This window comes from Lacinutrix chionoecetis (assembly GCF_053604665.1).
The window spans coordinates 118834-134628 of record NZ_JBSHNQ010000071.1; the positions used below are offsets into that span (position 1 = coordinate 118834).

Sequence of the window (15795 nt, forward strand, 5' to 3'; positions counted from 1 at the left end):
GACATCGCACTTTGAAGAGCGAATGAGAATAAGACACATACCAGAGTTTTTAATTTCACTATGCCTTGTAAAGGGAGAGATAAAAACGACTAGTAAAAACAAAAAAGAATATAGCTTGAATCAAAATTACATATTGGAAGCAGTTGGTCAAGGCTACTTGAGTATTGCAGAATGCCTATCTATAAAGAAGATCGTTGTCGTAGCAAAAAAGAACATTCTCATAACCACGTATGCTACTTACGGAGATACAGGAATAAACTATAGCAACTAAATATGAGGTCTGAACCAAAAAGAACTCTTAGGCAGCTTAATGCTTTTAACAGAGAACATCAAGATGAGTACCGAGTTAATAAACTTTTAGATGGCGTTTTTCACGGTGTTAGAGATTCTCAAGATTATTTAAGAAGTGCAAAAGAAGTTATCCAAAATCAAAATGCTGTAGCTATACCAGTTCAATTAGAAACTTTTGAGAAAGAAATTGAAAAAGGCAAAAAAGGAAGAACTATTCTTTGGAGATATCATCTACTTAAAATGGATAAGATGAGAGATAAAGAATCTTCTGTAATTACTAATTACCTATTTAAAAATGAACAAGATACAATCTTCACTTCTAAACCTACAGGAAATTACAAAGCAGATAGAGAAAATGAGGTTAGGATAAGTGATCGAAATGAGGAGGAATTATACTTAGACTTTAATAAAGATCCGGGCATTGATAAAACCATTTATCTTAAGGCAAATGATTATCAAATCAGAATGCAAGAAAAAGCATTGTTATCATTAACTAAGAATCCTGAAAGTCATCATACGCCACTTCTTAGATTATTTGATTTACCGATTAAAAGTAAAACTTACTTTGAAGACAACTTTGACTTAAATCTATCTAAGGATATTGACTTTAAAATCCTCAACAATACAGCTATCGATGGAGCTAAAGAACAACAAGAGTTTGTCAGAAAGGCTTTAGCATCTAAAGACTTTGCACTTTTAGAAGGTCCACCAGGATCTGGCAAAACGACAGCTATTATAGAATTAATCATTCAATGCGTTTTACAAGGACAACGTGTATTATTAGTTTCTTCTACACACGTAGCAGTAGATAATGTTATTGACAGAATAATAGGTAAGTATAAAAGACATACCGAAGGCTTAATAAGTCCTATGCGCATAGCGTCAAGTCCTAGAGTAATAAGAAAAGAAAGCGTAGAGCCGTATCATTTAAAGCAGCTTATCAAGCATACCAAAAAAGAAATGCTTAATAACTTGAATAAAAAACAAGATTCTATTGGAGTGAATGCTCTAAAAGAAAGCCTAAACTCTGATAAAAAAACTTCCAACTTCGATCAGATTATACTGGATTCCGCAAATCTAGTAGGAGGTACGGCAATAGGTATATTACAGCATCCTGATATAAAGTCTGGTGTAGGTAGGCCTTTTGATGTAATGATTGTAGATGAAGCTTCAAAAGTCACCTTTTTAGATTTCCTAGTTCCTGCACTCCACGCAAAAAAATGGATTCTGGTAGGTGATGTAAATCAACTCTCTCCATACACAGAAGGTGACATAGTCACAGAACATCTCAACAAATTATTAGACCAAGACCAACAGGATCTTGTAGCTGAAACCTTTGACCTTCAAAAAAACTTGAAGTTAAAAAACGAAGAGAAAGTAATTCACGTATTATTTACTAGAAAAGATCAGCAGCATTGTAGTAATTTAAGAGGTGGCGACCTAGAAGTATTTCACTTAGATACACAAAAGCCATTATTGTCAAATATTTCGGGACAGTGGCTATTAAATAGTGCAGATATAATTGTAGCTCAGCCTTCTGAAGAAAATGAAATACTTCTTTCACAACACTTAAAATTTAAGGCAAAATTCTACGGTTCTAATCTTAAAAACCCAATTCTAAAACATTTTCAAAACTACTATCATAAAGGAAAGAATAGAAACAAAACTTGGATTGAGAGCTATTCTTTTAAATTAGATTCAGACCAGAGCTGGGGAGAATTAGTAGGTAACAGCCTTGAGCAGATGTATCAATATCGATTTGAACCAGAACTAGAAATAAATAAAAAAATAGAATATGATATACTAGTTCCTCCTTCCATTGAAAAAAAAGTAGAAGGGTTACGGCGAGTTGCACTACCATCAATATTAGAACTTTTGCAAATAGGTGTAGGAGAAAAAAATCGCACCACAAAAGACGGTAAAACTTATAGTGTAGAGAAAATACTTTATTCTGGTTTTAACAATATGCAAAAAGTGAAAGAATTGAAATTTCAATCCTTAAGCTTTCAGCATCGTATGCAAGATGATATTGCTCAATACTCAAGAAAACACTTTTATAATAATAGGAACTTAAAAACCGCAAACACAATTCTTAAACGTCAAGATAGTCTCATACCAGAAAGAGAAAATATTTTAAAAAAATATAATGAGAGCGAAGATTCGGTTATATGGATGCCCAATAACTACTATAGTTTTAAGAATAAGAAGAAAGGCAGACAACTTATAGAACCTATTGTTAACCCATACGAGGTAGAACATATAAAACAAGAACTGAATTCTTTTCACGCTTTCGCGAAAGCGAGGTCAGGACAAGTATATGAAGTAGCAGTACTTTCTTTTTATAATGATCAGGTTGCCAAATTAAAAGAAATGCTAAAAGAGCTCACGAAGCAATCCAGAAAAAATAAATTTTTCACTCTAGGAAACATCAAAATAACACTTTGTACGGTAGATAAATTTCAAGGTGACGAGGCAGATATGGTTCTATTATCTTTTACTAAAGCGACAGCTGGTGCTCACTACAATAGCCCCAACAGATTGAATGTGGCAATTACTCGAGCACGCTATAAACTTGTGCTTTTTGGAAATCCAGAACGATTAAAAAAGAAAGCAAGCCTTCCAGCTCTCCAAAAGATGGCAACCGATATTAACTCACGATTAACCAGTCGCAAAACAAGAAACTAAGGCAATGAAACTAGCACAACATATACCTACCATAACTTATCAAATACTTGCGGATTACACAGAAATTAGTAAGGAATCTCCACTAATTTCTATTTTAAAAGTTTGCAAAGAGATTGGCGTTTTTAACGTTTCAGAATTACAAGACTTCTTGAATCCATTAAACAACAAAGCTGTATCAAACTTATTATCTAGACTAGAAAGCCTTGAATATTTGAAAGGCATCGAAAAAGAAAATGGTGGATGGATATTTTCAAACAATGAAAAATCCTATGAGCTAACCCAAATGGGGCTTGATGTTTGTCTGAATGAAAAAATTGAAGAAGAGAAAAGAGGTGTCATAGAAATGACGGTTGCTTATCCCAAAACTGCAAGTGCTTTTATTGTAAAGCTAAAGCCTTTGTCTAAAGACGATTGGCACGACAAGGATATACAAAAAAGTAATGCTAAAAGAGAATTTAAAGGTTTTATAAATCAAAGTCAGAGCTTAGAAAACGGCACGTTTAAATTAAAACATATTGAAGATACCTATGTTGTTGTGGAAAAAAAAGAACAGGATTACATCTTCAAATTCAGTGATGATAGCTATACATCTCAACTACTAGATTTTTCAGAAATGTTTAAAGTTTCTAAAAGCGAAGTGATAGCAGAACTTTTGATTAATGAATACCAAAGTGATTATGATGAAGCGCAACAATTAATAAGATTGCCATTTAAAACGACGGAACTCTCACTAAAAAGAAATATTTCTATAGAAAATCCACAATATAACGGTCTTTGCTTTAATAAAATTGAACTCGAAGAACCTATACAAATAAGTCCATTGGATGATCAGGAAGCAGCACAGTGGTTTACTGCATTAGTCGTTTCACGTATTCAAAGTTATTTTTTTTCTGATGAAGAGTTCAATATGTACACAGAGAAGATTGCTGAAGAATTTGTAGAGTATCATCAGTCGTTGACTAACTCCATATCCAGATCGCAACTGATTAATAAATTAAATAAAAAGCCGGCAGGCTTCTATATCAAAGCAAAACTGGACACCATAAATTACCTTAATTATTAAAGACTATCAGATGCATACTATAAATTTCAAACAGACATTCCGTAATGAAGAGATTCTTGATAATGTCTTTGTCCCAACTACCAACAACTGGCAAAGTACAGAAGGGCAACAGCTTTCAATAATGGAATCAGGACCCAAACAGGTGCTTTTTCACAGCATCATTGAGTATATCCAGCAGGCAGAAGAAATGATTTGCTTACAATCCTTTCTTATTCAAGACACGAGTATCATTGATGCATTAATTGAGACTACCCAAAGAGGTGTGAAGGTATTTATTTTAGATGCAGCGGAAACACGTTTAAAAACACAGGCGCATCCAGAAGATGATAGCTTTATCGCTGATGAGTACAAAGAAATGATAAATATGAAGTTTAGAAGACATTTCGTACATCGTCAAGCAGAAAACCTACACGCAAAATTCATTTTAATTGATCCTAGATCAAACAACGCTAATGGATTTTTATTTACAGGTAATTTCAATGAAAAACCTTTTAAAGAAAATCCTGAGTTAGGTGTTGAACTTGATGAGGTACAAACCAATGAGCTATTTAAGTTATTTGTATATCATTTTTGGGAACATACTACAGATGAGCAAAATGACAGTAAAACTTTTGATAAAGTTAGGCCAGCAAATAAATTTCAAGCGCCAAAATTACATCATATTCTTTGCACATCTCCAAATACGGACTTGTCTAATCTAAAGAGCACTTTAATTACCGCTATTAGTAATACTCAAACTAGTATATCATTTTCAACGTTCGGATTCGATATGCAACACGAGTTAGCGATAGAGATTTTGAATAAAATTAAATCAGGAGTTGAAGTGACCATTTATTGTAGACCAAGAGAAAAAACCATCGTAAATCATATTTCGGAATTACACAAAGCTGGCGCAAAAGTATACTGCCATCCATTGATACACGCCAAAAGCCTTATAGTGGATGATAAAGAAGCGTATATTTTTACAGCAAACTTTGAAAAGCACGGAATGGATACTGGATTTGAGGTCGGTGTGCCTCTCAGTAACATACAAACCAAAGATTTAATAGGAATACATAATAAATGGAAACAGGACTTTCCCTTGATATTTCATTCTCAAAAAAGTGTCCAAGAAATTAGCAACTACAATACGTTCAAAAATAAGGTACTAGAAAGTGATGAGATATTAGAAACTAAAGAAGTACCACAGAAAAAAGAGGTTACAAAACTATTAGACATAATTACTTTTTTTAAGGATGATAATGGAACCAATAATTTTGAAAAACATAAAAATTTGGAAGTTGATAAGGTAGCTACATTAAAAGCATTTACAGAAAACGAATCAGTTAAACTAAAACCTATTGATGAAGTACTTTCTCAAGTATTGATTAAAAAAACAATTACGTCTAAAAAGAAAAAGGGAAAAGATAGGTCTCAAGAATCAGAGATTGAATGGAGAGCTGCAGGGAAGTTAGTTGTGAATGTAGATTGGGTAAAGTCAAATAAGGAAGAATTTCTACAAAATATTAATACAAAATGGTCAGAATATAAAAATATGGAGCTTTATGGGAACTAAAAACTACCTATTAACTTGGGATTCTTACAATCACGGTTTTATTGTTACTGCTAGAACTATTCTTGGTTTATTGGAGAATGAAAGTATTTTAATAAATGAAGTTTTGCATTTGCATAATCAACCATTAACGAATCAAAACATAGCTGAAAGAAAAGTCTTTTTAAAGGAAGAGTTAGATACTAAAATTTCAATTGACAGAGAAAGGTTAACCAAGGTAAAAAGGGTAAGAGATAAATTTGAATTACTAGAAAAACCGTTCCCAAAATTCAAAAACAAGCGAATCACCATAAAAGGTGTAACACATTACCAATCAATATATGATGGATTGGTACAATTACTTAAATCTGATTTTAGTTCCTATTCTGGTAATTTGCACATTAACGTTTCTCCTGGGACACCGCAAATGCACGTAGTATGGTTAATGTTAAATGCGAGTGGTTATCTTCCGCAAAACACTAAACTATGGTCTAGTCAATGGTCCAAAGCAGATGAAAAATATGCTCTTGATGAAATCAAATTTAAGCCTAAAACATATTTAAGTGAAGTTCTTAAACGTAAGTTTAATAGTGAATTTACTCCACTAATCAATCCTAATGATACAAGATCAGGACTCCGTCAAGAAGCAGAAAATCGAATTAAAGTATTTGCACATTTGTTAAATGTTCCCATATTACTTCTAGGAGAACGTGGAACAGGTAAATCAACTTATGTAAGAGAAGTGATTGCTCCATTACACAAAGATTTGCCTTATAAAGAACTTGCTTGTGGGACATTCAATGAAGAGCTATTAAGAGGAGAGCTTTTTGGATATTCCAAAGGTGCATTTACAGGAGCGATTCAGGACAAAGACGGAATATTAGCTGAATTTGAAAAAGGAGGTCTTCTGTTTTTGGATGAAATTCAAGATTTGTCAAAACCATTACAACGTCAGCTCATTCAAGTTTTGCAAACAGGTGTTTACTATCCTCTCGGTTCTAATATACCTAAAATAGCTAAGTTTAGATTAATCACAGCTAGTAATAAGAGTTTTCAAGAATTAAACGAAACTTACCTAGATCTAGATTTTATAGATAGAATTGCTCGCTTTATTGTGGAAATACCACCTCTGAGAAAGTCAAAAGAGGATTTATCAAGATTTTGGGTTGAAGCTTGGAAAAGCGTTAACAATAGCGATGATGGTCTTAAAGTTATAAGTTCAACTAGGCTTGATAATTTTTTGGCTGAAGATACACTTTATGGCAACTTTAGAGACTTACAAAGACTTGCGGCACTTGTAGGTGCCTTTTACTTATCTCATAAGAATCAAAAAACAGCTGTTAAAGAAGCCCTTTCAGAATTTAAAAAATGGTCTACTATCCAGCAGCCGTTAAAATCCAACGATATATTATTTGAAAAAGACAAAGATTACAATCATATCGTTGCACATTTTAATAAAGAACTAGTTATCTGGGCAGAATCTCAATATGGTTCATTACAAGAAGCTAGTAAGGTGCTGAAGCGTTCAGAAAGTGCATTGAGAAAAGATAAAAGTATGGAACGGCTGTTCAGGTTAGCAAAGACTAAACAAAAGGATTAATCTCAGCAGGTGTACCACTAGGATAACCCCAAGCCACATATTGTGACTTCATATCATCAGTATCGAGATGCACAAAGGTATTGCCAACACCTATGCGTTTAAAGCCAACATCACGAGCCGCTTGCACGAGATTGTTTCTTATGGTTTTAGAATGCGCTTTTATATCTACCGCTTTACAAATAGGCATTTTATGAGAAGAATTAGGAACACCACCAACTTTACGGTTATGCGATGGACTTCGAGCTCCAGAGTTTATCCAGCTAAAAATTGGGTAACCTGTACGAGCCTCAAGTTGTTGTAGCATAAAGAGCAGCTTTCTATCCATACAAGCACCAGAACCAGGAATATCAGGACTATCAAAAACCGACAAATCAATCGTTCTGTTTTGTATTGACATAGAGCGAGTAGCTTTTGTCTTTCGCTTTCTGTAAACAAGAAAAGCACCTAGCAGTAAAACCGACAAGGTGCCTAAACCGACATATATATGTTGGTTATTACTTCTTTCCACAGCCACAACCTTTTGCAGGTATTTTGCTCTTCTTGTAGCGCAAGTATAAATCTGAGCCCATTTTTACCGCACTTAGCAATATGAATGTTCCAAATAAGAGATTGAGTGTGTTACTTCCTTTGTCTGCGTTCATTTTCTTTCTGTTTGTTATAAAGTTGAATTTCGCCTTCTAGTTGCTCGATGTACTTTTCTAGTTCTGTGATGCGGTCACGCTGTTTTGTAATGGTTTTATTCATCAACGTGTTCTTACTTTCAAGTTGCTTGAGTCTTTTCTCCATATTCTCAGACCATAGCTTATAATTATCAATCACAAGGCTATTCGCCTGAATATTAAGATTTCGTATTTCGGCATTTTTCAGTCGTTTTTGCATACCGTACTGTAGCAGCATTTCGACAAGCTTCCAAAAACCTGTGGCGCCGAGTACGATAGCAAGTATTTTTAGTAAATCCATTTTCATTATTGTTTTTACGCTTTCGCGAAAGCGTAATTAGAGTTTACTCACTAGCATCGTTTCTAGTTCTTCTCGCTCTACGTCGTTCCTCTTGCGGAGTTTCTACAACCTCGGTAACAACTTTCTCTCGAAGTAATCGCTCATCTGGCACAGGTCTCGGTATGTCAGGTAACTCATCTGGAGGAAGCTCAAATGCTACACCGCCAAACGGTCTAAACTTTAAGGGTAACTCTGCCACATAAGGATTTATATTAAAGATGATTTCATCGTCCTCATCGTTAAATTCTCCACTTACAAATACACGACCATCATCATCTATGGCATAATAAAATGGTTTTCCCTGACGGCTCATTAATGTTCCAGTATGTTCGCCTTGTTGGTTTTTATTTATGGGTGCAGGTAGACTAATTTGCCAACCAGCTACTTCTTTCTGACCGCGACGAGAACGAATGCGAATGTCCTTACCAATAACGATGTTATCGTTTATGACCGCTATGATATTTCGCCCTGGAGAGTGAAGCATCTGTGGATTGATATATTGAGAGGCGAGAGCTATCTCTGTTTGACTATTTTCTATATTACCACCGTCATTTGGTATTTCTATCGGTGTGCTTTGATATCCTACTATACTCATTATTTCGCTATTATTATTCCGGTTAATACGAGTAAGCCACCGCCAAAAATCCAGCGCTCTAGCTTGCCTCTTTTAATCTTTTTGTTCTGTTGTTTGATAACTAGATTTAGTTGTTCCATCTGGACAGCATCATTTTCTTGAATAAGTGATAAATGCTCCACCTTAGTTTCTAATTTGAAAATGATAGTATCCTTCTTGTCGAGTAATAAATTCCATCGCAGCGTTTTCAATTTCAATGTGTCCAAAATGCTATCCTGAAACACGCTATACTCCAATCTTCTGGCGATGAATCGAGATTGCTCAATATCAAAACAGAAATACTTTTTACTGTTGATGTGCTGTACTGTCGGTTCTAAATCTTGCGAAATAACCGTACAAGTCCATAGCAGACATCCTATTAATACTGTCCATTTTTTTATAAAGTTCATTTTCTAGGTCTTTAATGGTTTGGTTACTATGGGTAATTTGACCTTTGAGCGCTTTAGCTTGTTTTTTAAGACTGGTTATTTCAGCATCTAAAGTTTTGTTTTTTAATTCTAGGTCTTTGTTTTCTGCCTCAAGCTTGATGATGGTTTCACTGTGTATCACTTCTTCTTGCGGAATGATATAAAACACTAAAAGCAGGGTAATTCCAGCAATCCAAAGAACCAGTAAAAAAGGTTTCCAAAACTTCATTATTCCTTGGGTTTCGTTTGAAATAGTTTATTTAGAAACTTCTCCAAAAGCAGTTTATGAAACACTAAGGCAAAAGCAAATGACTGCAACAAACATTCAATCATTTTGAGCTGATATCCACGTATGAAATACAATGCAATACCGTACAACAAACCGATTATGAAAACACGATAACGCGTCGCTATTTTGAGCTTAAAGACTTCATAGAAAAAGTCGGTAGCTCGGTAATGATTTAAGCCATAAGCTATCACTATAAATGTGAGTATATATGCCCAATCGAGGCTATTGAGGTAAATTGAAATGTGCTGTAAAATTTCTAACATTTGATTTAGTTTTTTAGGGTTGATTTTATTGATTTAATGTCCGCTTGTAGCGCTGCGAGTTGATGATTTGGAAATAGATTTTTGGTTAGATGAGCTACGACAACGATGGTCAATCCAGAAGCAAGAAGCGCTAACACAATCTTCGTTAGCGTATTGTTTGTTAGCGTAACCGTTACTTCTGTTTTAATGCCGTCCTTATCGACCAGACCATCTATTAAATCTTTAATGCTTCTTTTCTCTGGCATTGTTCTTCTTTTTTTTCAGGTTAGCCATATTGAGTTCTACAAAAAGTTCTTCAGATACTTCTTTCACTTTTAGATATTTTAAAACGTGAGCTTCGGTAGCATCATCAAAATCATCATTTACTATTTTCTGGGCTCCGTGATGACGCAGCAAATACATTTGAAGCTCCTTAACTCGATTTCCTTTACTGTTCCGTTTTAAAGGAAAATCATCATTCGGTTCTAGTGTAGCTTCCGCTGTTTTAGGAATCACTTTTTCTTCCTTTTTGATAGCTTCAACAGGCATCATTTTAATGACTGGAACAACCACTTTATCGGCTTCTACTGGTTTTTCAGCTTTTGGTTCAGCATCTTTTACGATGGTAAATTCAGCATCTTCAACCGTTTCTTCTTTTTCCCTGAAGAATAAGTAGCCTAGAATGCCCAAACCGAGAAGTCCGCCAGCAATCATTAATCCTTTATTTATGGTTTGCTCTCTCATTACTTTCCTAAGCTTGTCAGCGCTTTTCGCATTCCTGCGATATCTGCTGACGTGAATACTGTTTTCTTCAATCGCTTTTGCGCAGCTCTTGATGTCTTAGGGCCAAAAATGCCATCTACGCCATCACGTTTTGGACCACTACGACCTAAATCTTCTTTGTAAATTTTCAAGTAGCGTTGTAGCACTTTTACATCAGCACCACGGCTACCTCTTTTAATGGTAATGCCGCCAGTTGTTGTAACAGGTTTAGTTGCTGAAGAACTACCTCTAGTAGATACAGGGATAAATGGTGGTGTCGTAAATGTGGTCGTTGTTCCAGGAACAGAAGTTGTCGATGCCGTTGAAGTACTTGCTTGCGCTAGTTTCTTTTTCTCCTTTTTCTTCGTCATTAAATAGTATGTGAGCGCAGCGCCAGAAAGTACTACGATAACACCACCTACTACTAAAAGGTCTTTATTCTTTGCCATAAAAGATGGCTTTGCTTTGAGATTTGTTTGTTTCATTGATTCGTTTTATGATTGATAATTTGGTAATCTGCTCACATATTTTGAGACATATTCCTTCATTTCGCATTGACTTAAAAAGCTATTGAGATACTGCCACATATCTTTTTTATACAGCTGATAAAAGGCTTTTGACAGACTAGCTACTTGTGTTTTATCTCTCAACTTCTTACCAAAAACATCCTTTACAGCATCTTCATCATCGTTAAAAGTGCCTTTTGCATTCTTGATAATCGCAGCAAGCTTTTTTGCTGAAGCATCGTCCAGCACTTGAATTCCCTTTGGTGCTACCCATTTCTGGACATCGGTCAGATAGTTCATATCAAAGGGACTGTTCCAATTCGGTTCTTGCTTCGTAGTTCCTACATTTCCAGTAGTGACCTGTACGCCGTTACCGATTGCCGTGCTAGATGATATAGCAGTAGATTGTTGTTGTGTACGCTTTCGCGAAAGCGTAATAAAAACACCTATCCCAACCACGCCTAATCCTGCGCCGCCTATCATCCACCATCCTGTTTTTGAGATTTCCATTTTATGCTGTTCTGTAATTAGGTAGTGCTTTAATGATGTTGAGCACTATGGTTATTTCGCTTTTGTCAAAGCGGTCTTTGAGTGTGTCAATCAGGTTTTTGGAATAGTTTTCTTGATAGGCTTTTGCTACCTGAGACACCTGAACTTTATCCTTTAGTCTTCTGAAAACACCATATACTTTTTCTTCATCATCGCCGCCTTCATACCAACTTCCCCAAGCCTTGTGAATCTGGTCTGCATATCGTGATGCGGTACTTGTTTTGAGTACCAAAACCTCACGATTTACAGCTTGCAATACCTTATTCAAATAATGAATATCGAAAGCGTTTTGAGAGGTCAATCCACTTGAAATCGGTTGAATTTGCGCCTGAATCGCAGATAACAGTTTACTCGTGCGTGTATCACGATTCCGCTTTCTAACCGATAGCACCGTCGTTCCTACCAGTAGTGTTCCCACACTTACGCCTATGATTTTGTATGCCAAATTCATTTACCCAAGAGTTTTAAGCCACGACCAGCTGGCGTTAGCATTGCTAAATCTGATACATTAGCATCTTTTGCAGTATTGCGCAGTAATACGATGATTCCGACCAAAACCACGGCAAGAATCACAGGAACACCAATAGATAAGACCTTGGTAAGATTCTTACCTAATCCGAAAATATTACCACCTATTTCAGATAAATCTGCAATGGTTCTGGTTGCCATATTGGACACATTTAGGTTATTTTGATTGAGCCATTTATTAAAGTTTGGACTCGTGGTACAGGATGTTGAGCCGTTGGATTTCCAAGTGATAAGCCATATCATTTTTGCATTGTCTTTACCTAACTCACTTTTGAGTTTAGCATAGTAACTTGTCCAGAAGTCACAAGGGTCATCGGCTTCTGGAACTAGAAATATGCGGTTATCAATATTGATTTGTATGGCCATTGGTTTATCCTACGAGGCGATTACTCTGTTTTTTACTTTCGGTTTTAGTGAAATTATTGTCTTCTAAAAACTGCTGAAGACGTGCTTTGAGTTGGGCTTCTTTTTTAAGTGCTGTGCGTTTATCATAATTGATATACAACTGGCGTCCTAACCAAAAACCTACACCTAATGTGAGTATCGTCTTCATTTTTATCTTTTGAAAATATTGCGTTCTGGAATGTCTAAATCTCTTAGCCATTCTGCTACTTCAAAACCAGGACTATCTTCATCTGCTTTGGCTGGAATTTCATTAAAACCAGCGATAATGATATCTGGAAAGCGCAGTATATAGAACTTTACAATAGTTGCCAGTGCGTCCTTTTGTTCATCGGTACGTGTGTCCTTATCCCAAGCTTCCTTGAGCGTTCTTCCGCCAACGTAGGCTATATGTTTAGCAATACCAGTCACAGCATTTTTACCGTGAGAGATGCCCCATAAATCTGTGGTCGTCGGGCTGTCTTCATCAATGATGGTTTGCAATGATCCATCTTGTAAAATGAGGTAATCGATACCTGGACGGTTCCATCCAAAACCGCCATCGCGTAACGATGATGTGTGTTGTTTGATAATAACTTCTTTACCGAAATCCTTCACTTCAGAAGTATCGGTGCTTTGTATAATGAGGTAATCTACTCTTTCCATAATCGTAGTTTTAAGGGTTTATAGTTTCCAAGCGTCTAAAGCCCAAAAGGCGATACGCTGGATATTTTTTGATGTTGACTTGATTGTTTTGATTGCCACCTAAGACGTAGATGTATTTTTTGTCTTTGGTATAACCTATAAAGAATCCCACGTGACCTTTCCAGCTAGACTTTTTATGTCTCCAGAAAATCACAAGGTCGTTGAGTTGTGGTTCCTTAATTTCAGTCCCAACGTTGAGCCACGAACGAGCTGTTAGTTTATGACTGCGTTCTACGTTAGCTTTGAGTGCGACCCAGTTGACGAAGGCAGAACACCAAGCAGTTTCATCAGTAGTCACCCATTTTTGTCCTATTTCAGAAAAGTAGTTGAGGACTTTAGGATTGTGTGCATTGCCTACAATTTCAGTAACACCGTACTGACTTAGAGCGATATTAATAAGTTGACTCATTTGGTGGCTCGTCTTTAGGATTATCGAGCCACGATACTGGAATGCCCTTACTCATTTGGACACCAGTAGATATTCTTGATTTCTCGGGAAGTAGACTGTACATCTCGAATTGTTTGTGGTAAATCAAAAAGGTTACCACTTGTTTAGGATTAATTTTAAAGCACCAGATGGAATGTCCATCGATGATGTCACCATCAATGTCAAATACCTCAGAAATATTTCCGAAGTTCTGCGGACTTTGATGATTGCTCAATGAGAGCGTCTGGCAACTTTCTTTTCCAGTTGCAGATTTCTCAATAAGTTGTAAGGCATTGATTCTATCTTGGCCTGAAGCCACAATCTTTAAATGTGATATCAAGGTTGGGTTATGTTGAAAGTCTTCACGGTATTCGTAATACTCATCATTTACGGTTACGGTAGGACCACTTTGATTCCCAAAAACAGAAACCGTATCGTTGTTTGAGTTACTCAAAGCGATGATATCCTCTTTGGTACTGATTGCAAGCCCTAGATTAAAATCAGTTAAATCAAATCGTTCCTCAATTTGACGTTTGCTATTAATGGTTACAATCTTTTGGTCGTCTCTAGTCGTTACATAGGTCAACTGTTTATGGAGATTGTAGGCTATCGCAATAGGTGTATTACCCAGTTTTATTTTTGCAACTGCTCGTAATCTTGACGTATCTAGGATATCTATCTGCCCCAACGTATCTGATAAGATGTACATCGTCTTTTCAACAGGATGAAATAGAAATTGTACACTTTCGGTGTTTATCGTTCCGTAACTTCCACGTAAGTTTCCTAGCGTATTGAATACTTGTACTTGTTTTGAAAAACTACTGAACACGTATAAATCGCCATTATCCGAATTTACACCGATGCTTCGTGCTTGCTCGATTCTTGGTAGATTATTCACACGACGCACAGCACATATTTTTGAGATAGAACCAAAGACCAAATTCGTTGTGTAATAACAATCGTCAAAGCTGTTATAGACTACAGATACGGGACGTTTATCCGTTGCAACTCTTTTAGTGATTTGATGCGTAGCATCTATAAAAACCACTTCATCAGAAACAGAACACGCAATCGCTATTTCACCATAATTTGCGCTGTTGGGATTATCATTTACCGCGATATCAACAGGACTTATTGTTCCTGGCATTAAGGACGTACTCAAAGGAATCGTAGTCACTAAAACACCAGCCGAACTAATTACAGAAACTGAATTGTCCAACTGATTGACCGTATAAAAACTATCATTTACAGGATTGTAAGCCATTGCTTGGGGTTGTCCTGCAACAGCTATTGTAGCTTTCACTTGACCATCCAAAGTCATTGGGTCAGTAAGTGGCACACAAGAAATTGCACCCCATAGACAAACCTTACGAACATCATCGGTATGATTTGTGACTGTTATTTGGGTAACATCTGTATCTCTATGGAGCTGCTTATAATACTTGCGCATCGCAGCTTGCTTATCGAGAAAATTGTATGCTGAATTACGCATTGGCTCTGTAGTTTTCTATAAAATTGATAACATCTTTTGTACGCTCTATTTGAGACGCACCGACCATTTCAGGATTTTTACCGAATACTTTTGTGACTGCATAAACAGCTTCAATCGTTGGAAAACCATAATCCAGATATTGCTTCATTCCACATAAATCTGCGGTGGTTTGACTTCGTGTATTCAAGAACCAATGGCAACCTTCGTGTGCTAAAATGGCAACACGAATGGGAATCGTGTAAGCCTTGAATAAGCGCTGGGAAATCTGAACTCTCGGCATCTTACGATGTGTTCTCGCTGGCGTGATAAGCTCTGTGCCAAATGGGTCTGTGATAGCACTCAAATACTGAAATAAAAACTCGTGATCTGGGCTTTCATAAAATCCAGGTGGCACATAACCTGCCTTTTGTGCGAATTGAATTGCAAATTCTAAAAAGCGATGTTGCTCATCAGTCGCCCACATTTCAATGGCGGGCATCTTTTCAATCTTTACGTTTATGATTTCAAAAGCATCGTCTTCGGTTGCGTTTTTATCGTAGACTTCCATTTCCAAAACTTCTGGCGATACAGGTAATGAAATAACAAATTCTCTTTTTGTGTTCGCTTTCGCGAAAGCAGCCTTTCTACGGAAATAATACGAATTAGCATATCGTGGGTCATACACACGAATGCCTAACTGAAAAGGCATCTTCGCCAAGACAGTT

Annotated in this window: 21 protein-coding genes; 5 read left to right on the forward strand and 16 right to left on the reverse strand. The window is 36.3% G+C overall.

The features are described from left to right. Positions 1-115 precede the first annotated feature (115 nt). The 5 genes from ACVC43_RS05995 to ACVC43_RS06015 are packed head-to-tail and all read left to right on the forward strand — an operon-like array spanning position 116 to position 7170. On the forward strand, positions 116-271 hold the full coding sequence (locus ACVC43_RS05995) for a hypothetical protein (protein WP_452223668.1): 156 nt from the start codon (positions 116-118) through the stop codon (positions 269-271). Between the two features lie 2 nt (positions 272-273). Continuing rightward, on the forward strand, positions 274-2976 hold the full coding sequence (locus ACVC43_RS06000) for an AAA domain-containing protein (RefSeq protein WP_452223669.1): 2703 nt from the start codon (positions 274-276) through the stop codon (positions 2974-2976). Between the two features lie 4 nt (positions 2977-2980). Next, complete coding sequence (locus tag ACVC43_RS06005; RefSeq protein WP_452223670.1) at positions 2981-4039, forward strand: hypothetical protein; 1059 nt, start codon at positions 2981-2983, stop codon at positions 4037-4039. Between the two features lie 10 nt (positions 4040-4049). Then, positions 4050-5594: a phospholipase D-like domain-containing protein gene (locus ACVC43_RS06010; protein WP_452223671.1), complete on the forward strand. Its 1545-nt coding sequence runs from the start codon at positions 4050-4052 to the stop codon at positions 5592-5594. After that, complete coding sequence (locus ACVC43_RS06015; protein ID WP_452223672.1) at positions 5584-7170, forward strand: sigma 54-interacting transcriptional regulator; 1587 nt, start codon at positions 5584-5586, stop codon at positions 7168-7170. The genes ACVC43_RS06010 and ACVC43_RS06015 overlap by 11 nt, the downstream gene beginning before the upstream one ends. Here the strand turns inward: ACVC43_RS06015 and ACVC43_RS06020 are convergent. From ACVC43_RS06020 to ACVC43_RS06095, 16 genes are all read right to left on the reverse strand, one after another. Continuing rightward, positions 7154-7567, reverse strand: coding sequence for a D-Ala-D-Ala carboxypeptidase family metallohydrolase (locus ACVC43_RS06020; RefSeq protein ID WP_452223673.1), 414 nt, complete (start codon positions 7565-7567; stop codon positions 7154-7156). The genes ACVC43_RS06015 and ACVC43_RS06020 overlap by 17 nt on opposite strands. Before the next feature lie 97 nt (positions 7568-7664). Next, a complete protein-coding gene (locus ACVC43_RS06025) occupies positions 7665-7811 on the reverse strand; it encodes a hypothetical protein (protein ID WP_452223674.1) in 147 nt (48 codons plus the stop codon). Beyond that, positions 7789-8130, reverse strand: a complete 342-nt coding sequence (locus tag ACVC43_RS06030; protein WP_452223675.1) for a hypothetical protein — start codon at positions 8128-8130, stop codon at positions 7789-7791. Before ACVC43_RS06030 ends, ACVC43_RS06025 begins: the two co-directional genes overlap by 23 nt. Positions 8131-8173: 43 nt before the next feature. Next, positions 8174-8764: a hypothetical protein gene (locus ACVC43_RS06035; protein ID WP_452223676.1), complete on the reverse strand. Its 591-nt coding sequence runs from the start codon at positions 8762-8764 to the stop codon at positions 8174-8176. 324 nt (positions 8765-9088) lie between these two features. Next, positions 9089-9439, reverse strand: coding sequence for a hypothetical protein (locus ACVC43_RS06040; RefSeq protein ID WP_452223677.1), 351 nt, complete (start codon positions 9437-9439; stop codon positions 9089-9091). A 328-nt stretch (positions 9440-9767) separates the two neighbouring features. Further along, positions 9768-10007: a hypothetical protein gene (locus ACVC43_RS06045; RefSeq protein ID WP_452223678.1), complete on the reverse strand. Its 240-nt coding sequence runs from the start codon at positions 10005-10007 to the stop codon at positions 9768-9770. After that, positions 9985-10485 (reverse strand): hypothetical protein, encoded by a 501-nt coding sequence (locus ACVC43_RS06050; RefSeq protein ID WP_452223679.1) that lies wholly within the window; start codon positions 10483-10485, stop codon positions 9985-9987. The genes ACVC43_RS06045 and ACVC43_RS06050 overlap by 23 nt, the downstream gene beginning before the upstream one ends. Then, on the reverse strand, positions 10485-10874 hold the full coding sequence (locus ACVC43_RS06055; protein ID WP_452223680.1) for a peptidoglycan-binding domain-containing protein: 390 nt from the start codon (positions 10872-10874) through the stop codon (positions 10485-10487). Before ACVC43_RS06055 ends, ACVC43_RS06050 begins: the two co-directional genes overlap by 1 nt. A 123-nt stretch (positions 10875-10997) precedes the next feature. Then, on the reverse strand, positions 10998-11519 hold the full coding sequence (locus ACVC43_RS06060) for a hypothetical protein (protein WP_452223681.1): 522 nt from the start codon (positions 11517-11519) through the stop codon (positions 10998-11000). Position 11520: 1 nt separating this feature from the next. Further along, the gene (locus ACVC43_RS06065) at positions 11521-12009 is read right to left on the reverse strand and encodes a hypothetical protein (protein WP_452223682.1); all 489 of its coding nucleotides are present in this window, start codon (positions 12007-12009) and stop codon (positions 11521-11523) included. Beyond that, positions 12006-12452: a hypothetical protein gene (locus ACVC43_RS06070; protein WP_452223683.1), complete on the reverse strand. Its 447-nt coding sequence runs from the start codon at positions 12450-12452 to the stop codon at positions 12006-12008. Before ACVC43_RS06070 ends, ACVC43_RS06065 begins: the two co-directional genes overlap by 4 nt. A 4-nt stretch (positions 12453-12456) precedes the next feature. Beyond that, entirely contained in the window at positions 12457-12639 is a 183-nt protein-coding gene (locus ACVC43_RS06075; RefSeq protein WP_452223684.1) for a hypothetical protein, read from the reverse strand. A 2-nt stretch (positions 12640-12641) separates the two neighbouring features. After that, positions 12642-13085, reverse strand: coding sequence for an N-acetylmuramoyl-L-alanine amidase (locus ACVC43_RS06080; RefSeq protein ID WP_452223685.1), 444 nt, complete (start codon positions 13083-13085; stop codon positions 12642-12644). A 58-nt stretch (positions 13086-13143) separates the two neighbouring features. Beyond that, positions 13144-13581 (reverse strand): TIGR02594 family protein, encoded by a 438-nt coding sequence (locus ACVC43_RS06085; RefSeq protein ID WP_452223686.1) that lies wholly within the window; start codon positions 13579-13581, stop codon positions 13144-13146. Next, the gene (locus tag ACVC43_RS06090; protein ID WP_452223687.1) at positions 13565-15091 is read right to left on the reverse strand and encodes a YncE family protein; all 1527 of its coding nucleotides are present in this window, start codon (positions 15089-15091) and stop codon (positions 13565-13567) included. The genes ACVC43_RS06085 and ACVC43_RS06090 overlap by 17 nt, the downstream gene beginning before the upstream one ends. Then, the gene (locus ACVC43_RS06095) at positions 15084-15779 is read right to left on the reverse strand and encodes a hypothetical protein (protein WP_452223688.1); all 696 of its coding nucleotides are present in this window, start codon (positions 15777-15779) and stop codon (positions 15084-15086) included. The genes ACVC43_RS06090 and ACVC43_RS06095 overlap by 8 nt, the downstream gene beginning before the upstream one ends. Between the last annotated feature and the right edge of the window lie 16 nt (positions 15780-15795).